Annotated in this window: 24 protein-coding genes; 5 read left to right on the top strand and 19 right to left on the bottom strand. The window is 72.2% G+C overall.

Annotation, left to right across the window (positions count from 1 at the left end; translation table 11 throughout):
* Positions 1-6: 6 nt before the first annotated feature.
* The gene (locus Tbon_RS08760; protein WP_158067350.1) at positions 7-1,305 is read left to right on the top strand and encodes an acetyl-CoA hydrolase/transferase family protein; all 1,299 of its coding nucleotides are present in this window, start codon (positions 7-9) and stop codon (positions 1,303-1,305) included.
* Here the strand turns inward: Tbon_RS08760 and Tbon_RS08755 are convergent.
* The 9 genes from Tbon_RS08755 to Tbon_RS08715 form a co-directional block, all read right to left on the bottom strand.
* Positions 1,302-2,387: an SHOCT-like domain-containing protein gene (locus Tbon_RS08755; protein WP_158067349.1), complete on the bottom strand. Its 1,086-nt coding sequence runs from the start codon at positions 2,385-2,387 to the stop codon at positions 1,302-1,304. The two genes, Tbon_RS08760 and Tbon_RS08755, sit on opposite strands and share 4 nt — an antisense overlap.
* On the bottom strand, positions 2,380-2,763 hold the full coding sequence (locus tag Tbon_RS08750) for a DUF2089 domain-containing protein (RefSeq protein ID WP_158067348.1): 384 nt from the start codon (positions 2,761-2,763) through the stop codon (positions 2,380-2,382). The genes Tbon_RS08755 and Tbon_RS08750 overlap by 8 nt, the downstream gene beginning before the upstream one ends.
* Positions 2,764-2,786: 23 nt before the next feature.
* Entirely contained in the window at positions 2,787-3,017 is a 231-nt protein-coding gene (locus Tbon_RS08745; protein ID WP_192497858.1) for a hypothetical protein, read from the bottom strand.
* A 167-nt stretch (positions 3,018-3,184) separates the two neighbouring features.
* Positions 3,185-3,769, bottom strand: coding sequence for a hypothetical protein (locus Tbon_RS08740; protein WP_158067346.1), 585 nt, complete (start codon positions 3,767-3,769; stop codon positions 3,185-3,187).
* Positions 3,766-3,987 (bottom strand): hypothetical protein, encoded by a 222-nt coding sequence (locus Tbon_RS08735; protein ID WP_158067345.1) that lies wholly within the window; start codon positions 3,985-3,987, stop codon positions 3,766-3,768. Before Tbon_RS08735 ends, Tbon_RS08740 begins: the two co-directional genes overlap by 4 nt.
* Positions 3,988-4,018: 31 nt before the next feature.
* Complete coding sequence (locus tag Tbon_RS08730) at positions 4,019-4,921, bottom strand: crotonase/enoyl-CoA hydratase family protein (protein WP_158067344.1); 903 nt, start codon at positions 4,919-4,921, stop codon at positions 4,019-4,021.
* Positions 4,922-5,037: 116 nt separating this feature from the next.
* Entirely contained in the window at positions 5,038-6,366 is a 1,329-nt protein-coding gene (locus Tbon_RS08725; RefSeq protein WP_192497857.1) for an acetyl-CoA hydrolase/transferase family protein, read from the bottom strand.
* Positions 6,367-6,443: 77 nt separating this feature from the next.
* Positions 6,444-6,983 (bottom strand): HNH endonuclease, encoded by a 540-nt coding sequence (locus tag Tbon_RS08720; protein ID WP_158067342.1) that lies wholly within the window; start codon positions 6,981-6,983, stop codon positions 6,444-6,446.
* Positions 6,984-7,071: 88 nt separating this feature from the next.
* The gene (locus Tbon_RS08715; protein ID WP_158067341.1) at positions 7,072-8,301 is read right to left on the bottom strand and encodes a class I SAM-dependent methyltransferase; all 1,230 of its coding nucleotides are present in this window, start codon (positions 8,299-8,301) and stop codon (positions 7,072-7,074) included.
* A gap of 163 nt (positions 8,302-8,464) precedes the next feature.
* Here Tbon_RS08715 and Tbon_RS08710 point away from each other — a divergent pair, with 163 nt between their 5' ends.
* The 3 genes from Tbon_RS08710 to Tbon_RS08700 are packed head-to-tail and all read left to right on the top strand — an operon-like array spanning position 8,465 to position 11,861.
* Positions 8,465-9,553, top strand: coding sequence for a lysylphosphatidylglycerol synthase transmembrane domain-containing protein (locus Tbon_RS08710; RefSeq protein ID WP_158067340.1), 1,089 nt, complete (start codon positions 8,465-8,467; stop codon positions 9,551-9,553).
* Complete coding sequence (locus tag Tbon_RS14400; RefSeq protein WP_158067339.1) at positions 9,550-11,244, top strand: bifunctional lysylphosphatidylglycerol flippase/synthetase MprF; 1,695 nt, start codon at positions 9,550-9,552, stop codon at positions 11,242-11,244. The genes Tbon_RS08710 and Tbon_RS14400 overlap by 4 nt, the downstream gene beginning before the upstream one ends.
* Positions 11,241-11,861: a hypothetical protein gene (locus Tbon_RS08700; RefSeq protein ID WP_158067338.1), complete on the top strand. Its 621-nt coding sequence runs from the start codon at positions 11,241-11,243 to the stop codon at positions 11,859-11,861. The genes Tbon_RS14400 and Tbon_RS08700 overlap by 4 nt, the downstream gene beginning before the upstream one ends.
* Here Tbon_RS08700 and Tbon_RS08695 read toward each other — a convergent pair.
* The 10 genes from Tbon_RS08695 to Tbon_RS08650 are packed head-to-tail and all read right to left on the bottom strand — an operon-like array spanning position 11,858 to position 22,428.
* Positions 11,858-12,721 carry a class I SAM-dependent methyltransferase gene (locus tag Tbon_RS08695; RefSeq protein ID WP_158067337.1) on the bottom strand — a complete coding sequence of 288 codons (864 nt, stop codon included), beginning with the start codon at positions 12,719-12,721 and terminating at the stop codon, positions 11,858-11,860. The two genes, Tbon_RS08700 and Tbon_RS08695, sit on opposite strands and share 4 nt — an antisense overlap.
* A 49-nt stretch (positions 12,722-12,770) precedes the next feature.
* The gene (gene hemC, locus Tbon_RS08690; RefSeq protein ID WP_158067336.1) at positions 12,771-13,664 is read right to left on the bottom strand and encodes a hydroxymethylbilane synthase; all 894 of its coding nucleotides are present in this window, start codon (positions 13,662-13,664) and stop codon (positions 12,771-12,773) included.
* A complete protein-coding gene (gene hemL, locus Tbon_RS08685) occupies positions 13,661-14,932 on the bottom strand; it encodes a glutamate-1-semialdehyde 2,1-aminomutase (RefSeq protein WP_158067335.1) in 1,272 nt (423 codons plus the stop codon). Before hemL ends, hemC begins: the two co-directional genes overlap by 4 nt.
* Positions 14,929-16,461, bottom strand: a complete 1,533-nt coding sequence (locus Tbon_RS08680; protein ID WP_158067334.1) for a CbiX/SirB N-terminal domain-containing protein — start codon at positions 16,459-16,461, stop codon at positions 14,929-14,931. Before Tbon_RS08680 ends, hemL begins: the two co-directional genes overlap by 4 nt.
* Positions 16,458-16,970: a precorrin-2 dehydrogenase/sirohydrochlorin ferrochelatase family protein gene (locus Tbon_RS08675; protein ID WP_192497856.1), complete on the bottom strand. Its 513-nt coding sequence runs from the start codon at positions 16,968-16,970 to the stop codon at positions 16,458-16,460. Before Tbon_RS08675 ends, Tbon_RS08680 begins: the two co-directional genes overlap by 4 nt.
* Complete coding sequence (gene cobA, locus Tbon_RS08670) at positions 16,967-18,445, bottom strand: uroporphyrinogen-III C-methyltransferase (RefSeq protein WP_192497855.1); 1,479 nt, start codon at positions 18,443-18,445, stop codon at positions 16,967-16,969. Before cobA ends, Tbon_RS08675 begins: the two co-directional genes overlap by 4 nt.
* Positions 18,446-18,495: 50 nt before the next feature.
* Positions 18,496-19,269, bottom strand: coding sequence for a chlorite dismutase family protein (locus tag Tbon_RS08665; RefSeq protein WP_158067331.1), 774 nt, complete (start codon positions 19,267-19,269; stop codon positions 18,496-18,498).
* Positions 19,266-20,264, bottom strand: coding sequence for an aldo/keto reductase (locus Tbon_RS08660; protein ID WP_158067330.1), 999 nt, complete (start codon positions 20,262-20,264; stop codon positions 19,266-19,268). The genes Tbon_RS08665 and Tbon_RS08660 overlap by 4 nt, the downstream gene beginning before the upstream one ends.
* Before the next feature lie 2 nt (positions 20,265-20,266).
* The gene (locus tag Tbon_RS08655; protein WP_158067329.1) at positions 20,267-21,400 is read right to left on the bottom strand and encodes an Lrp/AsnC family transcriptional regulator; all 1,134 of its coding nucleotides are present in this window, start codon (positions 21,398-21,400) and stop codon (positions 20,267-20,269) included.
* The gene (locus Tbon_RS08650) at positions 21,397-22,428 is read right to left on the bottom strand and encodes a glutamyl-tRNA reductase (RefSeq protein ID WP_192497854.1); all 1,032 of its coding nucleotides are present in this window, start codon (positions 22,426-22,428) and stop codon (positions 21,397-21,399) included. The genes Tbon_RS08655 and Tbon_RS08650 overlap by 4 nt, the downstream gene beginning before the upstream one ends.
* Before the next feature lie 110 nt (positions 22,429-22,538).
* Here Tbon_RS08650 and Tbon_RS08645 point away from each other — a divergent pair, with 110 nt between their 5' ends.
* Positions 22,539-23,621, top strand: a complete 1,083-nt coding sequence (locus Tbon_RS08645; protein WP_158067327.1) for a phosphotransferase family protein — start codon at positions 22,539-22,541, stop codon at positions 23,619-23,621.
* The last annotated feature ends 13 nt before the right edge of the window (positions 23,622-23,634 follow it).

Below are 23,634 nucleotides of genomic sequence, written 5' to 3'. Positions count from 1 at the left end.
AACCGCATGCGGATTGTGGGACTGGACGAAGCGGTCGGTGTGGTCCAGCACGGCGACCGGGTGTACGTGCACGGCGGGGTGTGCACGCCCCGCGTGCTGGTCGAAGGGCTGGTGGCGATTCGGCAGGACCTGCGGGACGTGGAGATCGTCCACCTGCACACCGATGCGCCGGCGCCGTACGTCGAGCCGGGGATGGAGGAGCGGTTCCGGCACAACGCGCTGTTCATCGGGCCGAACGTGCGGCAGGCGGTGCAGGAGGGGCGGGCCGACTACACGCCCATTTTCCTTTCGGACATCCCGCGGCAGTTCGAGCCGGGCGGGGCGCTGCCGCTCGACGTGGCGTTCATCCAGGTGAGCCCGCCGGACCGGGAGGGCCGGTGCACGCTGGGGGTGTCGGTCGACTGCGCGATGGCGGCGGCGATCCACGCGCGGACGGTAGTGGCGCAGGTCAACCCGCGGATGCCGCGGACGTTCGGGCACAGCCTCGACGCGAGCTTCATCGACCTGGCGATTGAGGTGGACGAGCCGCTGCCGCAGGTGGTGCTCGAAGAGCCGGGCCCGGAAGCGATGGACATCGGCCGGCACGTGGCGGGGCTGGTGGCGGACGGGTCGACGCTGCAGATGGGCATCGGGACGATTCCGAGTGCGGTGCTGCGGCACCTGGCCGGGCACCGCGACCTGGGCGTGCACACGGAGATGTTCACCCAGGCGCTGCTGCCGCTCATCCGGGCGGGGGTTGTGAACGGCGCACGGAAGACGCGGGACCGGGGGAAGGTGGTCTCGGCGTTCGCGGTGGGGAACCAGGAGCTGTACGACTTCGTGGACTGGAACCCGGAGGTGGAGTTCCACCCGGTGGACTACACGAATGATGTCGACGTGATTGCGTCGCAGGAGCGGATGGTGGCGATCAACTCCGCGCTGAGTGTGGACCTGACCGGGCAGGTGGTCGCGGACTCGATCGGGCCGCGGTTCTACAGCGGCATCGGGGGACAGGTGGACTTCATCCGCGGGGCGGCGCGGTCGAAGGGCGGGGTGCCCATCATCGCGCTGCCCTCGACGGCGAAGGGCGGGACGGTGTCGCGTATCTGCCCGGAGCTGGCGCCGGCGAGCGGGGTGGTGACGACGCGCGGGGATGTGCACTGGGTGGTGACGGAGTACGGGGCGCGGAACCTGCACGGGCGGACGATCCGGGAGCGGGCGCGGATGCTGATCGAGATTGCGCACCCGAAGTTCCGGGAGGAGCTGGCGCGGCGGGCGACGGAGCTCGGCTACCTGGGGCGGCACGAACACATCCCCGGGCTCTAGGCGCCCGGGGGCTCGCCGGGGAAGGCCGGGCCGGGGGCGCCGCGGAGCGCGGCGATGAGGTCGGCGGCCTCCTGGGGCGTGATGCGGCCCTGTTCGAGGAGCTGGAGGACGCGGAGTTCTTCGGCTTCGCGGCGGCGGTCGGCGGCGCGAGCGGGGGGGCCGGGGCGGGAGGGCCGCGCGGGAGGGGGTTCGCCGGGGACGCGCCAGCGGACGGCGGCCTCGCCGATGCCGCTGTTGACGCTGATGATGGCGGGTGCGCCCGGGACGGACGGCACCTCGATGGCGGACTTGCCGAGGCCGGAGGCAGCGCGGATTTCGACCGCAGCGCCGGGCGGGATGCGGACCTCGGCGCGGCCGAGGCCGACATCGACGCGGTACCGGCCGGGGCGGACGGCCGCGAGGTCGAGGGTGATATCGCCGGTGCCGGACTGGGCGCTGGCGATGCCCTCGTGGGCGAGGATGCTGATACGGCCGGCGCCTGCGCTGACGTCGAGGTCGCCGGTGAGCTGGACGGCGGTGACGGTCCCGGCGCCGGTGCTGAGGCGGATGGTTTCGGCGGCCAGGCCGGCGGCCTCGATCTCCCCGTAGCCGTTGGCGATTCGGAGCGCACGGAACGGGCGGGCCGGGAGGCGGACCAGGGCGGTGGCGCCCTGGCGCCGGCGGAAGAGCCAACCGCGGGCGACGCGGACGTGGATGCGGAGGGTATCGCCGTCACGTTCGATGGCGACCTCGGGGGCGGAGCGGCTGGCTGCAGCGGCGACGGCGGGCGTTTCGCCCTCGAGGCAGGTGCGGACGGTGAGCTTGCCGGCGGTGTTGTCGATTTCGAGACGGCTGATGCCCTCGAGCGGCGGGAGGGGGCGCTCGACACGGGCCGCGCCGGCGTCATCGGCGGGGTCGGCGGCGCCGCGGCGTTCGGCGCGGGCGGCCTCGCGCTGACGGCGGGCCTCTTCGCGGGCGCGGCGCGCCTCGGCCTTGAGACGTTCGGCCTCGGCCCTTGCTTCGCGGCGGAGGCGCTCGGCGGCCTCGCGGGCGCGGCGGGCTTCGTCGAAGAGGCGCTGGACTTCGGGGTCGAGCTCAGCCATCGCGGGAAGCCAGGGCGCGGAGCTGTTCGGCGGCCTCGGCTGCGGAGATGCGCCCGGCGGCGAGCTCGTCGAGGATGCGCTGGCGGCGCTCGGCGTCGCGGGGGTCTTCTCCGGCTTCGAAGCCGAGGGCGACGAGGACGTCGTTGAGGCGGGCGACGACGGTGGGGTAGGAGATGCCGAGCTCTTCTTCGACGTCCTTAATCTTGCCGCGGGCGCGGAGGAACGTTTCGACGAAGGCGAGCTGCTCGCGGTTGAGGCGGGCGAGGGGGCCGGCATCGAAGTGGCCATCGACGCCGGTGCCGCACTCGGGGCATTCGAGGCGGCGGACGACCATGGGGCTTTCGCAGCTGGGGCAGGCGCCGATCAGTCGAGCCATGGGGATGTCCTGGGCGGTGGATTTCAGCGGGCGCCGCGCGGGTCGAGCAGGGCGGAGTCGGGGAGCTCGGCGGCGCTGCCGGCTGCCCAGGCCTCGAGGGCGGCAGCAGCGCGACGAAGCGCCACGGCGCACCGGCCGATCATAGCGGGCATGGGCCCGGGACGCCCCAGGCGGTAGCGCGCGGCCGAGGCACGGCGGCTGTCGACGTAGTGGTCGCTGAAGGCGGCGATGAACCAGAGGTTGAGGTCGAACATGGCGGGTCTCCCGGGGGCAGCGGCCCCGAGTGCCATTCTTGCCTACTCGCGCAAGACAGTCAATGTAGCACTTGAGAAATTTGATTCTGAACTTCAGATCGTGTGAGGCAAGCGCGGCACAGCGGCGCTGCGGGCGCTGCGGGAGACCGGCAGGCGGCAGGGCGGAATCAGGCGAGAAGCGGGAGGAAGGCGGCAGCGGGGTCGCTGGCGGCGTCGAGGGCGGCCAGGCGGAGCGGGCGCCCGGCGAGCTCGGCCTCCAGGGCGGCGGGCAGCTGTGCGAGGGCGGCATCGATCAGCGCCGGGGCGGCGGTGGCGGGTGCGGGGTGGCGGACGATGGCGACCGGGCCGCCGCCGGCACGTTCGAGCAGCGGGGCCGCGCAGCGGATCGCGACGAGCGCTGCGCCGAGCCGTTCGCGGGCGAGGGGGAGCCACTCGTCGATGGAGAACTCGTCGAAGGGGATGTCCGGGAGCGGGCCGGGGTCGACGGCGAGCGCTGCGAGCGGGCCGAAGCGGTCTTCGAGCTCGGCGAGGAACGCGCCGAGGGCGGCGGGGTCGGCGGCGTCGAGGACGCGGTGGAGGTGGTCGGCGCCGAGGGCCCAGAGTTCGTTGGCGATGCTGGCAGTGGCGAACTCGTGGGCCTGGGCCGGCGCGAGGGTGGCGAGGCCGATGGGGCGGCCGACTTCGGCGAGGGCGAGCGCGAGGGCGCGCAGCGGCGGGCCGCCGGGGCCGACCAGCGCGACGGGCCGGTTCATCGGAGCACCACCAGGACCATCGGCAGGACGAGGGCAAGGACGACGAGGATGGCGACGCCGAGCGCGATGGTGTTCCAGTCGCGGGTGCGGAGCTGGCCGCTGTAGTACTGCTGCTCCCAGGTCCCGTCCATCAGGTCGCGGTCGCGCTCATCGGGGCCGAGGTCGCGGTCATCGCCGGGCTGGCCGAGGGGGATGCGGTCGTCGTCGTCGGGGTGCACGAGGCGATGGTACCGCAGGGCGGCGTCGCGGTCAGACCAGGCGGCCGTGCTCGTCGCGGATTTCGGGGCCTTCGACGCGGGCGCGGCCGTCGCCGAACTTCGCGTCGCGCCAGTGGAGGGCAGCCTTGAGGCCCTGCTCGGCGGCGATGCGGCCGAATTCGCGGACGGAGGGAGCGAGGTGGGCGCGGGCGTCGTTCTCGGCGCCGAGGCGCTGCATGGTGCGGGCGCCCATCAGTTCGAGGGCGAGGTTGACGATCCGCTTGTTGGCGGAGAGGAGGTCGGTGTCGATCATGGCCATGCGGTCGACGAGGCCTTCGACCTCCTGGGCGAGGAGGCTGGCGGGGACGGCCTTGAGGACGAGGCCGATTCTCGCGGCCTCGGCGCCGGTGATGGTGTCCCCGGTGAGGAAGAGGCGCTTCGCCCACTGGGGGCCGCAGTGGTAGACCCACATCTGGTTGGGGAGGGAGCCCATGGCGCGGGCGGGCGGGAAGCCGATGACGGCGTCCTCGGCGGCGATGACGATGTCGCAGAGGAAGGCGATATCGGTGCCGCCGGCGAGGCAGTAGCCGTGGACCTGGGCGACGACAGGCTTGTGCATATCGAAGATGGCCATGCGGAGCCGCTGGGCGCGCTCGAGCTGCCAGGCGTCGTCGTCGAAGGTGCGTGCGCCGCGGTAGACCGCGGTGTAGTGGTCGCCCTCGGGCGCGGGCCGGCGGTTGCCGAGGGGGGTGAGGTCGTAGCCGGCGGAGAAGGCGCGGCCGGCGCCGCGGATGATGACGGCGTGGACGCGGGTATCGTTGTCGGCCTCCCAGAGGGCGTCGTGGAGCTCCTGCTGGAGTTCGAGGCTGAGGGCGTTCAGCTTTTCGGGGCGGTTGAGGGTGATGCGGGCGCGGCCGCGTTCGACTTCGTAGAGGATGGTGCGGTAGTCGTTCATGCTGCTGCCTCCGTGGGAGGCGAGTATAGCCCGGTGCAACAGGGGCCTGCGGGAACGGGAAGCGCCCGCCGGCGGCGGGCACGGCGGGCGCTTCGGAGCGGGGCGGAGGGCAGGAGCTAGACGGTGATGCCGTAGAGGCGCTGGGCCTCCTTCTTCAGTTCGCCGCGGAAGTCGGGGTGGGCGACGGAGATCATTTCGTTGATGCGTTCGCGGATGGACTTGCCCGTAAGCTTCGCGATGCCCTGCTCGGTGACGACGTAGTCGACGAAGCCGCGGTGGACGGTGACGACCGTTCCGGGCGGGTGGCCGCCGACGATGCGGGTGTGGCGGGTATCGCCGATGAGCGAGCTGGAGGGGAGGACGATGACGGAGCCGTTGGCGGCGGTGGAGGCGCCGATGGCGAAGACGGCCTGGCCGCCGGTGCCGGAGTAGACGAGGTTGCCCTGGGTCTCGGAGGAGACGTTCCCGGTCAGGTCGACGGCCATGGCATTGTTGACCGCGATGAAGTTTTCGATCTGGAGGAGGAGGCGGATGTCGTCGGTATGGGTGAAGTCGTAGAGCTCGTAGGTGTCGTTGCCGTCGATGCGGGCGAGGTCCTCTGGCGGGACCTGGCCGAGGGCGCTGGCGACGACCTTGCCGACGTGGTGGGGCTTGTACTTGCCGGTGATGACGCCCTTTTCGACGAGGTCGGGGATGCCGCCGGGGAGGAGTTCGGTATGGACGCCGAGGTCGTGCTTCTCTTCGAGGAAGACGGGCAGGGCGGCCGAGACATCGCCGATGCCGAACTGGAGGGTGGCGCCGTCGTAGACGATTTCGTTGGCGACGAGGGTGCAGATGACGTTGGCGGCGATTTCGGTCTCTTCGGTGCGCGGCGGGATGGGTGCCGCAGCCGGGGGGAGGGTGTATTCGCAGACGCGGGCGAAGCGGTCGATGTGGATGCGGTTGCCGCCGCCGGTGCGGATGAAGTTCTCGTGGATTTCGCCGATGAGGGTGGTGGCGATGCTGGAGACGGTGGGGCCGAAGAAGACCCCGGAGCCGAAGGAGCACCAGCCGTCCTCGTCGGGCGGGGAGATCGGGATGAGGGCGACGTCGAGCCGGTCGAGGCCGGGCGGCATTTTGCCCTCGCGGAAGCGGGAGACCGGGACGTATTCGATGCGCCCTTCGCGGGCGGCCTTGCGGTCGAAGGGGCTGCAATAGCCGGTGATGACCTTCCAGTGGGCGAGGACTTCCGGCCTGTCCCAGTTGAAGGGGGAGAGGAAGTTGACGATGGTGACGTCTTTGACCTGGCCGGCGCGGGCGGCGAGGGCAGCGCAGAGCTGGGGCGGGACGGACGTCCAGCCGCCAGTCCAGACCCAGTCGCCATCTTTGACGACGGCGACGGCTTCTTCGGGGGAGACGAGTTTATCGGCGACGAGTTCGCGCCAGTTGGGTGCCGTTGGCTTCACCGGTTCGACCTCCGGGGAGATTCGAACGGAGATGATACCGGAGGCGCGGCTGCGGACGAGTGACGTTTGCTGGACGGTCAGCCGGCGGCGGCGAGGACGGCGTCGTCCCAGCCGGGGATGAACTTGCGCCAGGCTTCTTCGCTTTCGAGGTAGGGGTAGAAAGCGTGGTAGATGCTGACGCGGGGGGCGGCGGGCTCGCGGAGGAGGGTCATGCGGGCTTCCTGGGGGGTGCGGCCCGCCTTGCGGTGGTTGCAGGTGCGGCAGGCGGCGACGAGGTTCTCCCAGGTGTGCGGGCCGCCGCGGTGGCGGGGGATGACGTGGTCGAGGGTGAGGTCGCGGGTCTGGCGGCCGCAGTAGACGCACTGCCAGCCGTCGCGCTGGAAGATTTCGCGCCGGGTGAGGCGGACTTTCGGCCGCGGGCGGCGGACCATGTGGACGAGGCGGATGACGGAGGGAAGGGCGAGCGTGGTGCGGGCGGTGTGGAGGACGGCGCGGGCGGTTTCGATGACTTCGGCTTTCCCGCGGAGGACGAGGACGATGGCACGCCGGACGGAGCACACGTTGAGCGGCTCGTAGTTCTGGTTCAGCACCAGGACGGCTATGCCATCTACCCCCACGGGCGGAGCCTCCGGCCTGCCTTTGCGGGATCGTAGCAAACTGCGCGAAGGGTCAGCAATTGCGGGCCGTTAACCTGGACCTGGCGGGTTATGTCGTCGTGACGCGATGGACGTCGACGCCGGCCTCGGTATCGAGCCGGATATGGAGGGGATTGCCGGGTTCGAAGTCGGCGGAGAGGGGGATGGTGACGTCGGTCCAGCGGCCGGGCGGGGCATCGAAGCGGGTCGAGCCAAGGAGGACGAGGTTGCCGCCGTTATCGTGCCAGGCCTGGGCCTCGCCGCGGCCGCCGGCCAGGGTGACGGTGGCGGCGGTGCGGGGTTCGCGGACGAGGAGGTAGATATCGCCGACCTGCCCGGAGCGGCGGTATGCGCGGCCGGAGGGGTCGCGCTGGAGGTCGCCCCAGCCCATAGCGATGTGCGGCACGTCGTTGATGCCGAAGGTGACCTCGGGGTGGCGCGGGGCCATGTAGAAGGCGAGGTGCCCCAGGTCGAAGAGGGAGGGCGGGAAGTACCAGCGGAAGGGAGCGTCGGTTTTGCGGGCGCGGACGAAGAGGTGGTAGCGGTAGTGGCCGCCGGTGATGCGGCTCACGACGTTGTTCATCAGCCAGCGGAAGATGCGGCGGTTGCGGCTGGCCGGGGGGTAGATGTCGATATCGGCAGCGCGCTCGATGGTGTAGCCGCACCCTTCGAGGAGGTCGGTGAGCTCGGCGAGGGTGTACTCGCGGCTGTGGCGGGAGCCCTTGAGGGGGGCGCCGAGGTGGTAGGGGTCGTAGATGTTGCGGCCGGCGAGGAAGTTGGCGATGGAGTCGGCGCGGGAAGCGTTCGGGGTGGAGATGACGAGGGCGCCGCCCGGTTTGAGGACACGGTGGATCTCGGCGAGCGTATGGACGGGGTTCTCGGTGAGGTGCTCGATGACTTCGCACCAGGTGACGAGGTCGAAGGAGTTGTCGGGATACGGGAAGGTATCGGCCTCGGCGTTGAAGCAGGTGCAGACGAATTCGTACGTTTCGCCGAATTCGGGGCTTTCGAGCTGCTGGCGGAGCTCCGGGCGGCCGTCGGCGGCGTAGCCGGTGAGGACGAGGTCGTAGTTGCGGAAGCGCTGGAGGAGGAGGGTGATGTGGAAGGGGGGGCTGCCGAGCTCGAGGGCCCTGCCGCGCTCCTTCGGGTTGGGGACGAAGCGGAGGACCTGGCGCCAGAGGGGGAGGCCTCCGTTGACGAGGATGCGGTGGACCTCCTCGTTGCGGTAGGGCCAGCGGAAGGAGAGGAGGTAGCGCTCGAGCGACTCCGGGTCGCGTTCGGAGACCGGGGGCGGCTGCATGGAATCCGAATTGTGCCGGAAGGCGGGCGCGACGTCGAACGGGGGCGGGCGGCCCAGGGGAGGGCCGGGGCGCGCCGGCGCAGACAGCGCCCGGTAAGGAAGCCGAAAAGGGACGGTACGGGCATCTGTTCTGTGGGAGGAGCCGGAGGAAACTTGACCTGACGTGACGGGCACGGAACCGCATGCCGAGGAAGCCCGGAAGGGCCGGACGGCCGCGCTCAGGGCCGTGCTGTGGGCAGCACTGGCCGCCGCTGTGGCGTTCTTCCTGTGGGCGAACCGGCAGGACCTGCCGGACGCCTGGCGGAGCGCGACCTCAGCCAACCCCGCCTGGCTTGCGGCGGCGCTGGGGTGGGTGGTGCTGTTTCTCGCGGGACAGGCCGGCATGTATGCGAGCGCCCGGCGTGCGGTGGGCCTTCCGGCGACGACGGCGGGGATGGTGGTGCCGGCGCTGGCTGCGGGAGCGCTGAACATCGTATCGAAATCGGGCGGCATGGGCGGGCTGGCGGTTTTTCTCGCGGGAGCGAAGCGGCGCGGCGAGCCTGCGGGGCTGGCGACCACGGCCTACACGGCCGTGGTCGTGGTCAGCCATGCAACGTTCGCGCTGACGCTGGCGGTGGTCTTCGTGGTGATGTGGTTCGATGGGCATGTCACGCGGCTGGAAATTGCAGCAGGCGCGCTGTTCGCCGTGTACGCGGCAGGGCAGGCGGCAATCCTGGGGGCGGCGCTCTGGAGCCGTGGGATGGTGCGCCGGGTGTACCGGCTGACGGGGATGGCGAGCCACGCCCTGCGCCGGCTCCTGGGACTCACCCGGGACGTCTACGTGGCGAATGATGCCGCCGCGGACGAGCTGTTCGACGTGCTGGCTGCGCTTCGGCGCGCGCCCGGGAGGCTGGCAGGCGCGTTCGCCTGGGGCATGGCGGTTGAGCTGGCCGGTGTTGGGCTGCTGTGGGCCGTGCTGCGGGCACTGGGCGAGCCGGTGAGCCCGGTCGTCGCGCTTTCGGGGTACGCGATGACGGTGCTGTTTTCGACGGTGGGGATTCTCCCCGGGGGCCTGGGCTTCGCGGAGGCGTCGCTGGGGGCGATGCTCAGAAGCTACGGAGTCAGCGTGCCGGTGACGACCGCGGCGGTGGTGCTGTACCGCGTTGGGGAGGCGTGGATTCCGCTGGCGGCCGGGTTGGCGGCGCTCCGGCTGCTGGGACGGGGCGGGGCAGCCCCTGCGGCAGGACTGGCGCCGGAGGAGCCTGGCGGATGAGCCAAGCACGGCTCCCCGGGGCATGGAAGCGGCGGACGGCAGCCGCGGTCGTCCTGGCGAACGGGCTGCTGGGGTTCGCGCTGGTGCTGCTGCACCGGCCGATTATCGAGATTGGGCCGCTCCACCGGGCGTTCCCGGTCTCTGCGGTCATCACGGCGCGGTTCCTGCTCGTGCTGGCATCGCTGGCGCAGGTGAGCACTGTGAGCGGGCTGCTGCGCGGGAAGCGGCAGGCGTGGGTCGTTGCGACGGTGGCGGCGCTGGCGGCTCTCGCGTGTTTCCAGGTGAAGCGGGCCGATGTGCTGGGCCTGGTCTCGGCAGGCGCAACGGCGGGGCTGCTCCTGGCGTGGGCGCCGGCGTTCCCGGCGCGGAGCGACCCGGCGATGGCGCGGCGCGGAGTTGCCTGGCTGGTACTCGGAACGCTGGGGGCGATGGCGTACGGGTTGGCGGGGCTGTGGCTCCTGGACCGCCATTTCCGCGGCTCGGAATCGTGGCGAGCGATGGTGGAGGACACCGTACGGCTGGTGCTGATCATCCCGGAGGCGAACGCAGAGCCGGTCGGCCGCCACGGACGCTGGTTCCTCGATTCCGTGCGGGTGCTGATGGGCGCGACGATTGCGGTGGGGAGCTGGCATCTGCTGTCGCCGGTGCGGTATCGCCTGGCGGAGGAGCGGCGGGAGCTGGAGCGCGTGCGGACGATTCTCGAGCGGTGGGGAACCACGTCGCTCGCGTATTTCCACCTGATGCCGGACAAGTCGCATTTCATGGCGAACGAGGGCGACGCGTTCATCGGCTACCGGGTCGAGCGGCATGTGGCAGTGGCGCTGGGCGGGCCGATCGGGGAGCCTGCCGCGTGCGAGGCTGTGGCGCGGGAATTTATTGAATACTGCGACCTGAACGGGTGGGGGTTCTGCTTCCACCAGTCGACGCCGGAAGATGTCGCGCTGCTGCAGCGGCTGGGGCTGAAGGCGCTGAAGATCGGCGAGGAGGCAGTTGTTAACCTCGAAACGTTCAGCCTTGCGGGAAAGTCGTTCAAGCACATCCGGAACGTGACGAACCGTCTCCAGCGGGAGGGGTACACGGTCGAGGAGCTGCCGCAGCCAATCGATGCGAGGACGATAGCGGAGCTGCGGGAGGTTTCGGACGGCTGGCTGGCCGAGGGGCATCACCGGGAGCGGCAGTTCACCCTCGGGTGGTTCGACGAAGGGTACCTGCGGGCGACGCGGGTGCTGGCTGTGCGGGCGCCTTCGGGGCGCATCGAGGCATTCGTGAACCTGCTGCCGCCGTTCGCTTCGAGGGTGGGGAACTTCGACCTGATGCGGCGCCGGCCGGATGCGCCCGATGGGGTGATGGACTACCTGTTCGTGCAGATGGCGGAGCGGTTCCGGGAGGAAGGGATGACTGGAATGAGCCTCGGCTTTGCCCCGCTCGCGAACGTCGACGAGAGCGGGGTGAAGGGGCGGGTGCTGCGGTGGCTGTATGAGTACGGGGGCAGGGCGTTCAACTTCCGCGGGCTGCGGGCATTCAAGGAGAAGTGGGACCCGGCCTGGGAGAGCCGGTACCTCATCTACCGGAGCGAGGCCGACCTGCCTGCGATTGCGCTGGCCGTGGCGCTGGTCGGCGAGCGCCGCAGTCCGCTGCGGTGGCCGTGGCAGCGCGGCGGGCCGGACATGCCGGAGCCGCTCGAGGGATGACCCGGGCGCGGGAGGCCGCGGGGAGGCTGGCTCCGGCCGCGCTGCTGCTGGCGGCCATCCTCGGCCCGCAGGTGGCGAGCGAGTTTTTCCCCGGTCTCCATCCGTGGCTGATCGACCACTGGGCGCTGACGTGGGCGGCGGCCTGGCGGGAGCCCTGGCGGCTGGTGCTTTCGCCGCTGGTACAGCCGCGGCCGGGGCTGGTAGGGACCGAGTGGATGTTTGCGCTGGCGGTGGTGCCGGCCTGCTCCTGGCTGTGGCGATGGCCGGCGCTGGCGGCGGGCTTCTGGGGTGCGGACGCGGCCGGCACCCTCCCGACGCTCGGGGCGCTGCGGGTTGCGGCTGCGTGGAGCGACCATGCGGACCGGCTCCTGCAGCACCCGGACTCGGGGGCATCGGCGGGGCTGTTCGGGCTTGCGGTTGTGGCGGCCTGGCGGCTGCCCGCCGGCATCGGCCGGGCGGTGCTCGCCGGGGTTGCCCTCTTCGCCGCGGGGCGGCTGGCGCTCTTCCACCGCACCTTCGACGTTGAGCACGCCCTCGCCATCGCCGCGACCAGCGCAGTGCTGTGGGCGGCAGCCGGGCCGCCGGGCTCAAACCGGGACCGGGGAGCCGGGGCCTAGGCGGCGGGTTTGCGGGCGCGGACGGCGTACATCTGGGGGATGGCGGGCACGCCGGCGGGGAGGTAGAACCGGCGGCCTTCGCGCATCTCGGCGCAGGAGAAGAAGCGGCAGCCGTTGGCGTACTCGTACTCGCGGAAGACTTCGAGGACGAGGCCGGCCTCGATGAGGGCCGTGATGACATCGGCGGTGCCATGGGCAAATTCGGCGCCGCGGTGCGGGTTCTCAAAGCCGGTCAGGCCTTCTTCGAAGCCCCAGGGGACGAGCCCCTCGCGGGAGGCGGCGACGTAATCGCCGACGCCGTCGCCGTGGATCGGTTCGGGGTCGCGGTAGGGCCAGGTGAGCCGGAGTTCGTCGTCGTACATGCCGACGACGGGGTGGAATTCGACGAGGACGAAGGCGCCGCCGGGCGCGAGGATGCCGGCGATGCCGCGGCCCCAGGCGGGGAGGTCGGAGAGCCAGCAGACGGCGCCGTAGGACGAGAAGGCGAGGTCGAACTGCTCGCCTGCGGCTGCGGCGGCTTCGAACCAGTCGTAGATATCGGCGCGGACGAAGTCGGCCGGGATGCCGGCGGCGCGGGAGAGTTCGGACGCGAAGGCGATGGCTTCGTCGGAGATATCGACACCGGTGACGCGGGCGCCGAGCCGTGCGAGGGAGAGGGAATCCTGGCCGGCGTTGCACTGGAGGTGGACGAGCCGCTTCCCTTCGAGGGGGCCGAGGAGTTCCAGCTCCTCCGGGAACAGGGTGGAGCCGCCTTCGCGGAAGAAGCGGGCCTGGTCGCCTTTGTGGCTGTTGTGGGCGCGGGTGGCTTCGTTCCAGGCGAGGCGGTTGAGCTCGTGGAGGTCGCGGCGCGGAGCGGGCATGGCTCCGTTGTACCACGACGGGCGGGCAGCGGCGCAGCCGGGGCGGGGACTACCGGAGGCCGGCGCGCTGGAGGAGCTCTTCGGCGAGCTGGCGGCCGAGCCCGGCAGCGGTCTCGGCGGGGCCGCCCATTTTCGAGCGGACGATCCGCCCGCCGGAGGCGACCAGGGCGTGGAGCTTGAGGGTGGTGCCGAAGTGCTCGGCGTAGGCCGCGGCGGGGAAGCTGCAGCCGCCTTCGATGGCAGCGAGGAAGCTGCGCTCGGCGGTCACGGCGAGGCGGACGGCAGGGTCGTCGATCCGGGCGAGCAGGCCGCGCGCGCGGGCGTCGTCGGCGCGGCATTCGACAGCGAGGGCGCCCTGGCCGGGCGCGGGGAGCAGCTCTTCGAAGCCGAAGATTTCGGCGGCCTCAGCTTCGAGGCCGAGGCGGCGAAGCCCGGCGAGCGCGACGACGGCGGCATCGTATTCGCCCTCGCGGACCTTGCGGATGCGGGTTTCGACGTTGCCGCGGATGGGGCGGATGTCGAGGTCGGGGCGGAGTTCGCGGAGCTGGGCCTCGCGGCGGGGCGAACCGGTGCCGACGACCGCGCCGGGTGGGAGGCTGCGGAGGGGAGCGCCGGTGCGGGAGACGAGGGCATCGCGGGGGTCTTCGCGGAGCGGGACGGCGGCGATAACGAGCCCCTGCGGGCGGCGGGTGGGCAGGTCTTTGAGGCTGTGGACGGCGATGTCGACCTCGCCGCGCTGGAGGGCTTCCTGGATGGCGGTGGTGAACCAGCCGGGGCGTTCGCCCGCGGCGAGCGGGGTCGCCTGGTCGCGGTCGCCGGCGGTGGCGATGGTGACGAGTTCGACCGCCAGGCCGGGGGCGGCAGCTTCGAGGCGGTCGGCCACGAGCCGCGCCTGCGCGAGCGCGAGCTGGCTGCCGCGCGTTCCGAGGCGGAGGAGGGTCATGCGGGGCAGGCCTCGCGGAGGGCTTCGGCGGCGGCGCGGACGGTGGCGTCGATCTCGGGCTCGTTATGGGCGAGGGAGACGAACCAGGTTTCGAACTGGGACGGCGGGATGAGGACGCCGCGCGCGCGCATGGCGCGGTGGAAGCGGGCGAAGGCCGCGGTGTCGGCCTCGCGGGCCTGGGCGTAATCGCGCGGGGGCTCGGGCCGGAAGAAGAGGGAGAGCATGGAGCCGTAGCGGACGACGCTGGCCGGGACTTCTGCGCGGCGGATGGCGGTGCGGAGGCCGTTTTCGAGGTGGCGGGCGACCTGCTCGAGGCGCTGGTAGGCGCCGGGGGTGAGGAGCTGAAGGGTGGCGAGCCCGGCGGCCATGACCGCGGGGTTAGCGCTGAAGGTGCCGGCCTGGTAGACCGGGCCTTCGGGCGCGAGGAGGCCGAGCAGGTGCGCGGGGCCGCCGATGGCGCCGATGGGGAGCCCGCCGCCGATGATCTTCCCGAGGGTAACGAGGTCGGCTGCGGGGAGGACCCCGGAGAGGCCGCGAGCGAGCCGGAAGCCGGTGATGATTTCGTCGGCGATGAGGAGGGCGCCGTGGGCGCGCGGGACGGCCTGGAGCACCTGGAGGAATTCAGGGTCCGGCGCGAGGATGCCGACGTTTGCCGGGATGCTCTCGACGATGACGGCGGCGGTATCGCCGGGGTGGGCATCGAACCACCGGATGAGGGCGGCGGGGTCGTTGTAGGGGAGGACGGCGGTGAGGCCGGCGACGGCCTGGGGGACACCGGCGGAGTCGCTCATGCCGAGGGTCGCTACCCCGCTCCCGGCCCGGACGAGGAGGCCGTCGCTGTGGCCGTGGTAGCAGCCGTCGAACTTTACGACCAGGTCGCGGCCAGTGGCTGCGCGGGCGATGCGGATGGCCGTCATGGTCGCCTCGGTGCCGGAGTTGAGGAACCGGAGGCGTTCGAGGCCGGTGGCCTCGCGGATGGCGGCGGCGAGTTCGACCTCGCGCGGGCCGAGCGCGCCGAAGGTGAGCCCTTCGGCGGCGGCCTCGGCGATGGCGCGGGTGACTTCGGGGCGGGCGTGGCCGAGGATGGCGGGCCCGAAGCCGCCGACGTAGTCGATGTAGCGGGCGCCGTCGGCGTCGAAGACGTACGGGCCGGCGCCGCGGACGACGGGGACGGGGTCGCCGCCGACGGATCGGTAGGAGCGGACGGGGCTGTTGACGCCGCCGGGGAAGAGGCCGGCAGCGGCTTCGCGGATGGACTCGTTGGTCATGCGGGGGCTCCGGGGTGTGCCGGTTCGAGGAGGGCAGCGAGGACGGCTTCGCGGATTTCGTTGCCGGGCTCTTCGAAGGCGGCGAAGGGGATGGCGGGGTCGACGGGGACGGGCTCGGCGCCCTCCTGCTCCCAGGCTGCGGCCTCGCGGGCGAGGGCGACGAACACGCTGCAGGCCTCGGGGCACGGCGGGGAGCCGGGAGCGGGGAGCGGGGAGCCGGGAGCCGGGAGCGGGGAGCCAGGAGCCGGGAGCGGGGAGCCGGGAGCGGGGAGCGGGGAGCCGGGAGCCGGGAGCGGGGAGCCGGGAGCGGGGAGCGGGGAGCCGGGAGCGGGGAGGGAGGAGAGGGGCCAGGCGGGGGTGCGGATGCAGCGGCCGCAGAGGACGTCGCGGAGGACGCGGCGGCCGCGCCCGGAGAGGGAGCGGGCGCTTTCGTAGCGGCCGGACTGGCGTTCGAGGACCTCGTCGAGGGGGACGATGCGGAGTTCGCCGGCGCGTGCCTGCCGTTCGTGCACGGCGGCGAGGGGGTAGACGGCTTCGACGACGGCTTCCGCGGTGCAGCCCTCGCCGGTGCGGACGAACCAGCCGCCGGGGAGGCCGCGCGCGCCGGGGAGCGGCCGGTAGCGGCCATCCTCGCCGATGCGGACGTGGCGGCGGACCGCCTCGGGGTCGGGCGGGAGTTCGCGGCAGGGTTCGCCCGGCCCGCAGACGCGGCCGTCGGCGATGCGAAGCTCACCGATGACGGGCGGCAGCTGCCCGGGGCGGGCCGGGGCGGGCGGAGCCGAGGCGGCGGAAGGGGGGAAGGCGACAAGGGCCTCGCGGGCGAGTTCGCGGACGACCCCGGCGAGAGCGGGGTGGGTGCCGACGGGCGGGGTGTAGTGGACGACGCGGCCGCCGCGGCGGGTCTCGGGGCCGTCGAGGGCGAGGTCGGCGGGGATGGTCTCGCCGACGTGCCAGCCTTCGGCGATGAAGAGCGGGACGACGAAGAGGCGGTCGGCGCGGAACCGATCGAGCATGGTGAGCATGCCGGGCTCCTGGTCGATGAAGGCGACGCCGCACTCGGCGAAGAGGGCGCGCCGGGCGACGAGGTCGGCCATGGCGTAAACGTTCTTCTCGGACTGGGAGTCGCGGCGGGTGCCGTGGCCGAGGACGACGAGGGCGTCAGCCGGGCCGGCGCCGGCCTCGCGGGCGCGTTCGATGATGACCTCGGCGAGGCGGGGATGGGTGCCGACGGGCGGGGTATAGCGGATCTGCTGGCCGGCGCGGCGGGTCAGCGGGCCGTCGAGGCGCATCTCGCGGGGGACGACCGTCCGGGTGAAGTAGCCGGTGGAGATGAAGACAGGAACAACAACGACCTCGGGGTCAGTGACGGCATCGAGGGCGCGGGCAAGGGAGGGCTCCTCCTTCCAGAGGGCGACGGAGACGGCATCGAATTCGCCGGAGGCGCGGAGGGCGGCGGCGAGGCGGTGGAAGGGCTCGCTCGAATCGGCGTTCAGGTGGGAGCCGTGGCCGGCGAGGATGAGGTGGGTCATGCGTCGGGCTCCGTGGTGCGGCGGGCGGCGCGGGCTGCGCGGGCGGCGGCCACTTCTGCGGCGCGGCCGGGGCCGAGGGCTTCGGCGACGGAATCGCGGAGGCGGGCGGCAAGGGCGGGGTCGGCGCCGGAGGTGGAGACGCCGACGAGGAGGTCGCCGTCGCGGTGAAGCGCCGGGAAGGCGACGGTGCTCTCGGCGCGGGCGTCGGCAACGAGGACGGGGATGTGGCGGGCGCGGGCGAGCTCGCCGATGGTCCGGTTGACGCCGCGGTCGCCGGTGCAGGCGAGGACGAGCGCCCACGGGCGGGCGTCGATATCGACGTGGACGAAGGGGCGGCGGATGCACGTCACACCGTCGAGGGCGGCGATGGCGTCGTCGATGGCGGGGGCGATGACGACGACGGTGAAGCCGCCCTCGACGAGGTTCTGGACCTTGCGGCGGGCGACTGTTCCGCCGCCGACGACGAGGACGGGCCCGGCTCCGGGGAGGAGTTCGACGAGGATGCTCACCCCAGCACCTCCAGGACGGCGCCGACGAGGGCGGGGATGGAGGGCTCCGGGGCCTCGGCGTCGACGCGGCCGAAGCAGGCGCGGACGGCGGCGGAGGTGGCGGGGCCGATGCTGACGAGGCGGACTTCCGGGGCGAGGACGGTCTCAGCGAGGGCCCGGCGGAGGAACCTGGCCGTGGAGGCGCTGGTGAAGGTGATGGCATCGGCGGCCTGGACACGGGCGATGGTGGCCGGGTCGAGCGTTTCGGGGACGGTGTCGTAGGCGTCGACCCGTTCGACGTGAGCGCCGCGGGCGCTGAGGGCGTCTTCGAGTTCGGGGCCGGCGAGCGAGGAGATGGGGAGGAAGATGCGGGCGCCGCTCGCGCGGGGGAGCTCGGCGGCGAGGGCTGCCGACGTGGCCCGGGAGGGGAGGAAGTCGGGACGGATGGCCCGGGCGCGGAGGGCGGCAGCGGTGGCTTCGCCGACAGCGGCGATGCGGGCCGCGCCGAAGGCACGGGCATCGAGGCCGGCGGCGTCGAACGCGTCGAAAACGGCGGCGACAGCGTTCTGGCTGGTGAACACGACCCAGTCCCAGCGGCTGGAGCAGCGCTCATCGGCAATGATGCCCTCCGGGTGGAGGCGGATGGCAATGGCGGGGGCTTCGATGACCCTGGCGCCGAGGTTGCGGAGCGCCTCGCTGAGCAGTGACGACTGCGTGCGCGAGCGGGTGACGACGACCGAGCGGCCGGCCAGCGGCCCGTACCGGCCGGGGCCGAGCTGTTCGGCGAGGGTGGCGACCGGGCCGACGACGGTGATGAGGGGCGTGGGCAGGGCGGCCGCCGCGGGGGCGATTCCGGCGAGGGGGGCGGTCACGACCTGCTGCCCGGGGAGGGTGCCGCTGGCGATGGAGGCCGCGGGGGTATCCGGGTCCCAGCCGGCGGCGAGGAGGCGTTCGACGAGGGCGGGGAGGGCGGCCGCGCCCATAAGGATGACGAGCGTTCCGGCGGCAGCAGGCCCGGGGAGGTCGGCGGGGACCTCGCCGGCGCGGTCTGCGGCCGTGATGACGGTGAAGCGGGTCGCGAGGCCGCGGTGGGTCACGGGGATGCCGGCGGCGGCAGGGACGGCGACGGCGGAGGTGACGCCGGGGATGACGGTAAAGGGGAGGCCGGCGGCACGGAGGGCGAGGGCCTCTTCGCCGCCGCGGCCGAAGACGAAGGGGTCGCCGCCCTTGAGGCGGACGACACGGCGGCCTTCGGCGGTGCGGGCCACGAGGAGGCGGTTGATCTCCTCCTGGGGCATCGAGTGGGCGCCGGCACGCTTGCCGACGGGCACGAGCTCGGCCCCGGGGCGGGCGAAGCTGAGCACCTCGGGCCCGATGAGCGCGTCGTAGAGAACGACGTCGGCCTGCTGGAGGGCGTCGCGGGCGGCGAGGGTGAGGAGCCCGGGGTCGCCGGGGCCGGCGCCGACGAGCCAGGCGTGGCCGGTGAGGTTCGGCATGGTGTTCATTGTGACATGTCGAGTCGAAGCTGCCGGCGCCGGGAAGGGCATCAGGGCGTAAAGATGTTCTCAGGCTCCGTTTTCAGGCAGGTGAACATCGGGGTATCCCGCTGGGTGTAGAGGGAGGCCTCGGTGAAGCGGAGGCGGCCGACGAGGTCGACGAACTCCTGGGGGTAATCGGAGTCGAAGGCGACCACGAACTCTTGGTCGTCGATGCCGTAGCTGTAGCTGGTGTTGAGGCGGACGCCCTTGAAGGGGGCGGAGACGTGGATGTGCTCGTCCATCATGCCCTGGCGGGCGTGGGGGCTGAGGGCGTACCAGGCGCGGGTTTTGACGAAGGGGTAGACGAAGAGGAACTGGCCTTCGCCGGGGAGGAGTTCGACGCCCTGGCCGGAGCCTTCAATCCGGTTGACGTACTGGGAGCGCTTCTGGAGGGAGAGGAAGCTGTAGGCGGGGCTCAGCCAGCCGGCCATCCCCGTCGCGTTGAGGTCGCGCTGCATCTCGTTGAAGCGGCGGACATCGTGGGCGATGCGCCAGAGCATGAAGTCGCAATCGGCGCGGAGCCCTTCGAGGGTGTAGGTGCGGAGGATGACATCATCGCGGGCGGCCCAGCGGCGGAGGACCTCGACGTATTCGCGGTGGAGGGCGCAGCGCTCTTCGCGGGGGAGCCGGCGGAAGGCGGGGTCGATGCGGAAGAAGGCGTAGTTGAGAAACTGACGGCGGGCGCGGTCGGGCTCCTTGGGGTTGACGCGGCCGGAGGGGTCGAGTTCGACCATGGGGCCGCGCGGCCGGGCGGCGTGGGCGGGTGCGGGTTCAGCGGTCATGCGCGGGCTCCTTCGGGTTCGGGGTAGCCGGCCGCGCGGAGGCGCTGGACGGCGTCGTATTCGGCATCGGTGAGCGGCGGGGCTTCGCAGGCTGCGGCGAACTCGCGGAGGCCGGCTTCGTCGTAGATGTTGGGGATGACGGCGCCGATGGAGGGTTCGCGGAGGATGAACTGGATGGCGGCCTGGCCGAGGGTGCGGCCGTCGCGGGCGAGGAACGCGAGGGTGCCGGCGCGGCGGATGCCCTCTTCCCAGGCGGCGCGCTTTTCGGGGGTATCAATGCGCCAGCGGCGGTGGTCGCCGGGCGGGAATTCGGTGGCGCGGGTTGCGGTGCCATCGAGCAGGCCGGAGGCGTGGGGGACGCGGGCGAGCGTGCCGACGCCGCATTCGCGGGCGGCGGGGAAGATGGCTTCGCCGAGCTCCTGCTCGAGGATGTTGTAGATGAGCTGGGCCGGCATGCCGCGGCGGACGGCGGCGATGCCCTCCTCGGCCTGGCGCATATCGAAGGCGGGGCCGAGGGCGACGCCGAAGGCGCGGATGAGCCCCTCGCGGCGGGCGTCTTCGAGGGCGGCGAGGAGGTCGTCGCGCTGGATGGCGTCGAGACGGGGGTTGTGGAGCTGGTAGTAGTCGATGTATTCGGTGCGGAGGCGGCGGAGGGAGTCCTCGAGGGAGCGGCGCATGTGGGCGGGGGACCAGTCGTGCGGGCGCTCCTGCTGGTTGGGGCGGGGCGGGACCGAGAGGTCGTAGCCGAACTTGGTGGCGATGACGATGTCGGTGCGGCGGTCGGAGAGGGCATCAGCGAGGATGGTCTCGGCAGCGCCGTCGGCGTAGGTGTTGCCGGTATCGAAGAAGGTGATGCCGAGGTCGAAGGCGAGGCGGAGGAGGCGGATGCCCTCCGCGCGATCGGTGATGCCCCACCAGCTGGTTCCGACGGTCCAGACGCCGAAGCCGACGGCGGAGAGGGTGAGGGGTGTGCCGTTGAGGGGTCGATACTGCATAGTCAGGCGTCCTCGCGCATGGTGTCGGGGTCGATGCCGCGTTCGCGGCAGAAGGTTTCGTAGGCGGAGGGGAGGATTTCAGAGGGTTTGATTTCGGAGCGGCCGCCCCAGAACTGGGTGGTGTAGGCGACGGGGATGCCGGCTTCGGCAAGGTGGGCGTCGATGGCGGCCTTGTGGGCGAGAAGGGCGGCTTTCTCAGTGCCGTGGGCGACGGCCATGATGTTGACGTTGCCGAATTCGGGGCCGGCCTCGCGCCAGTAGGCGTGGGTGATGATGTGGTGGCGGCCGACTTCGGCGCCGGCCTCGATTTCGCGGCCGGGTTCGACGGCCCAGTGGAAGAGTGCGTTGTAGCGGGTGACCCGCTCGCCGGTGGGGAGCTCTTTGACGTGCTCGAGGAAGGTGGAGAAGCGGGCGATGAGGCCTTTGGCTTCGAGGCTGCGGACCGCCTCGAGGAAGGCATCGTAGGGGAGGCCGAACCGATCGGCGCGGGCGCGCCACGGCTCGGGGACGATTTCGGCGGGCTCGAGCGGCTCTTTGAGGGCAGCGAGGGCCTGCCACCCGGCGGGGGTGAGGCGGGTCAGTTCGGGGAATTGCGGCTGCGCGGGGGCGTCGGCGCGGGCGCCCGGCTCGAGGCTGCGGCGGCGGACATGGCCGACGCCAAGGGCGAAGAGGCAGCGCGCGGGCATGACCCGCCACGCTTCGGCGCCGATGACGCGGGCCATGTACGCCACGTGGCGTTCGAGGGAGAAGCCCTGGGGCACCTTGACGGTGGTCCAGAGCCGGAAGGCGGCGCCGGGCAGCGCCGAATCGGTGGAGCGGATGACGACGTGGCCGGAGAAGGGGTCGTCGCGGAAGAGAGTATCGAAGGCGTCGTGGAGCGCATCGGCGGGGACCTTCCACGCGACGAGGGCGCCGTGGGCGAGGCTGCCGGTGTTGAGTGTCTGGCGGACGCGGCGGACGACGCCGGCTTCGAGGAGGTCGCGGACCCGCTCGATGACGAGCGCCTCGGGGAGGCCGGCGCGCTCAGCGATGGCGGCGAAGGGGCGTTCGTAGAAGCCGGCCAGGCCATCTTCGGCGACGGCGAGGATGCGGGCGGTCTCGGGGTGGGCGGTGCTGAGGACGGATGTGGCGGTCATGGCTGCTCCGCGGGTTCGAAGATGGAGGCGACGAGGCTGGCGGTCGCGGGGTCGAGGGCGCGGAGGCGCTCTGACGGCTCGTGGAGGATGTGGGCGACCAGGCTGCGGGTGATGGTTTCGAGGACGTGGCGGGGGATTTCGGGGTGGCGGCGGGCGATCCGTTCGAGGTCGGCGCGGCGGCGCAGTTCGACGGCGCGGCGGAAGCGGCCGACGGGGGAGCCGGCATCTTCGGACCAGTGGGCGAGGACGCGGTCGATGTCCCGGTCGAGGTCGGCGAAGAGGGGTGCGCGGCCCTCGAACCCGGCGAGTTCGCGCAGGGCGCGGAGGTCGGTGACGCGTGGGTCGGCGGGGTCGGTGCGGCGGGGGGTGGAGAGGTCGAGGACGGCGGCAGCGGGCAGGTCCGCGGGCGGAAGGACCGGCGCATCGCCGCCGAGGGCGACGACGGCGAGGTCGTGCGGCGGGAGCGCAGCGAGGCGGTCGAGCGGCTGCCAGGCCGATGCGCGACCGCGGAGCCAGGCCGGTGCGGTGCGGGAAGCGACGGTCACCTGCGGAATAGCGAGGTCGCGGGCGGCGCGGCAGACGGCGGCGGCGGTAGGCCCGGAGCCGACGACGAGGAGCGAGGCCGGGGCAGGGAGGCGGCGTAGGGCGAGGCGAAGGAGGGAGCCGGAATCGGCATCGACGGGGTGGCGCTTGCGGAAGGCGCGGGCGGCGGCGATGGCGCGGGCGAGGACGGCGGCGACCGGCGGCGGAGCGTCATCGGCGGCGCGGCGGACCTGCCCGAGGATTTCGTGTTCGCCGAGGGCGATGGAGTGGAGCCCGGCGGCGAGGGCGGCGAGGTAGCGGAACGCCTCGAGGCCGGTGCGGCTGGCGGCGCAGCCGAGCGGGCAGGGCGCGAGGGCGACGGCTTCGATGCGCTGGCAGGTGACGACGAGGGCGGCATCGTGGGCGAGGGCCTCGGCGCGGGCGAGGGCGAAGGCGGCTGCGTCGCAGGAGGTAGTATCCCACGAGCAGACGACCAAACGATCCAAACCTTCCAAATGATCGGTCATCAGGCAGATCTACGAGGTTTTCGAGCTTTGCGATCTTCGCCCTTCGGCGGCTTCGGCGCAAGGAGCGGGGGCGTATACTTTCCGGTTCGATGACGAACGAAACGACGAACGAGGTACCGGCGGGGATCCGCTATGAGGCGGTCTCGAAGTTCTTTGCGGAGCACGTGCCCGGGGGCGACGTGCCGCTGCGCTTTGCGCTGATCAGCGGCGGGCGCTCGAACCTGACCTACCGGGTGGAAGGCGGCGGCCGGACCTGGGTCCTGCGGCGGCCGCCGCTGGGGCATGTGCTGCCGACGGCGCACGACATGGTGCGGGAGTTCCGGGTGCTGACGGCGATGCAGCGGGCGGGGTTCCCGGCGCCGCCGCCAATTGCGCTGTGCGAGGACCCCTCGGTGAACGACTATCCGTTCTACGTGATGGAGTACCGCGAGGGCGTCATCATCGGGGAGGACCTGCCGCCGGGGTACGCGGAGACGGCGGAGGAGCGGCAGAAGATTGCGCGGGCGCTGGTGGAGACGCTGGTGCAGCTGCACGCCATCGACTACGAGGCCGTGGGGCTCGGCGATTTCGGGCGGCCGCAGGGATACCTCGAACGGCAGGTGCGGCGCTGGAGCGAGCAGTGGGAGCGTTCGAAGACGCGGGAGCTGCCGGCGATCGATGAGCTGATCCGGCGGCTGCGGGCGAGCATGCCGGAATCGCCGGCGCCGACGATTGTGCACGGGGACTACCGGCTGGGGAATATGATGCTCGACCCGAAGGACCCGGGCCGGGTGGTGGCCGTGCTCGACTGGGAGATGGCCACGCTCGGGGACCCGCTCACGGACCTCGGGTACACGCTCGGGTACTGGGGTGAAGTGGGCGATTCGGAGCGGTTCCTGAACGCCCGGATTGCGGCGAAAGCGACGGCCCACCCGGGCTTCCCGACACGCCGCGAGATTGTCGAGACGTATGGCCGGCTGAGCGGACGGGACGTTTCGCGGGTCGAATGGTACGAGGTGTTCGCCACCTACAAGCTGGCGGTCATCGTGGAGGGCATCCACGCGCGCTACCTGAAGGGGGAGACCGTGGGTGAGGGGTTCGAAGCGTTCGGGGAGCGGACGGTCGCGCTGGTGGAGGACGCGCTGGAGATGGCGAACCGATCGTCGGACCCGCGGCTGCGCGGGGAGGCGTAGGGGCGCTACCGCC

This window comes from Tepidiforma bonchosmolovskayae (assembly GCF_008838325.1).
Lineage (GTDB): Bacteria > Chloroflexota > Dehalococcoidia > Tepidiformales > Tepidiformaceae > Tepidiforma > Tepidiforma bonchosmolovskayae.
This window is presented reverse-complemented; position numbering and strand designations above follow the sequence as displayed.

What these genes read in the sequence shown, in the direction of transcription:
- Tbon_RS08745 (WP_192497858.1), bottom strand. Translation starts at nt 3,017, where the DNA reads ATGTTCGACCTCAACCTCTGGTTCATCGCCGCCTTCAGCGACCACTAC.
- Tbon_RS08655 (WP_158067329.1), bottom strand. Translation starts at nt 21,400, where the DNA reads ATGACCGCCACATCCGTCCTCAGCACCGCCCACCCCGAGACCGCCCGC.
- Tbon_RS14400 (WP_158067339.1), top strand. Translation starts at nt 9,550, where the DNA reads ATGAGCCAAGCACGGCTCCCCGGGGCATGGAAGCGGCGGACGGCAGCC.
- Tbon_RS08665 (WP_158067331.1), bottom strand. Translation starts at nt 19,269, where the DNA reads ATGACCGCTGAACCCGCACCCGCCCACGCCGCCCGGCCGCGCGGCCCC.
- hemL (WP_158067335.1), bottom strand. Translation starts at nt 14,932, where the DNA reads ATGACCAACGAGTCCATCCGCGAAGCCGCTGCCGGCCTCTTCCCCGGC.
- Tbon_RS08680 (WP_158067334.1), bottom strand. Translation starts at nt 16,461, where the DNA reads ATGACCCACCTCATCCTCGCCGGCCACGGCTCCCACCTGAACGCCGAT.
- Tbon_RS08660 (WP_158067330.1), bottom strand. Translation starts at nt 20,264, where the DNA reads ATGCAGTATCGACCCCTCAACGGCACACCCCTCACCCTCTCCGCCGTC.
- Tbon_RS08750 (WP_158067348.1), bottom strand. Translation starts at nt 2,763, where the DNA reads ATGGCTCGACTGATCGGCGCCTGCCCCAGCTGCGAAAGCCCCATGGTC.
- cobA (WP_192497855.1), bottom strand. Translation starts at nt 18,445, where the DNA reads ATGCCGAACCTCACCGGCCACGCCTGGCTCGTCGGCGCCGGCCCCGGC.
- Tbon_RS08715 (WP_158067341.1), bottom strand. Translation starts at nt 8,301, where the DNA reads ATGCAGCCGCCCCCGGTCTCCGAACGCGACCCGGAGTCGCTCGAGCGC.
- hemC (WP_158067336.1), bottom strand. Translation starts at nt 13,664, where the DNA reads ATGACCCTCCTCCGCCTCGGAACGCGCGGCAGCCAGCTCGCGCTCGCG.
- Tbon_RS08700 (WP_158067338.1), top strand. Translation starts at nt 11,241, where the DNA reads ATGACCCGGGCGCGGGAGGCCGCGGGGAGGCTGGCTCCGGCCGCGCTG.
- Tbon_RS08740 (WP_158067346.1), bottom strand. Translation starts at nt 3,769, where the DNA reads ATGAACCGGCCCGTCGCGCTGGTCGGCCCCGGCGGCCCGCCGCTGCGC.
- Tbon_RS08760 (WP_158067350.1), top strand. Translation starts at nt 7, where the DNA reads ATGCGGATTGTGGGACTGGACGAAGCGGTCGGTGTGGTCCAGCACGGC.
- Tbon_RS08695 (WP_158067337.1), bottom strand. Translation starts at nt 12,721, where the DNA reads ATGCCCGCTCCGCGCCGCGACCTCCACGAGCTCAACCGCCTCGCCTGG.
- Tbon_RS08645 (WP_158067327.1), top strand. Translation starts at nt 22,539, where the DNA reads ATGACGAACGAAACGACGAACGAGGTACCGGCGGGGATCCGCTATGAG.
- Tbon_RS08755 (WP_158067349.1), bottom strand. Translation starts at nt 2,387, where the DNA reads ATGGCTGAGCTCGACCCCGAAGTCCAGCGCCTCTTCGACGAAGCCCGC.
- Tbon_RS08730 (WP_158067344.1), bottom strand. Translation starts at nt 4,921, where the DNA reads ATGAACGACTACCGCACCATCCTCTACGAAGTCGAACGCGGCCGCGCC.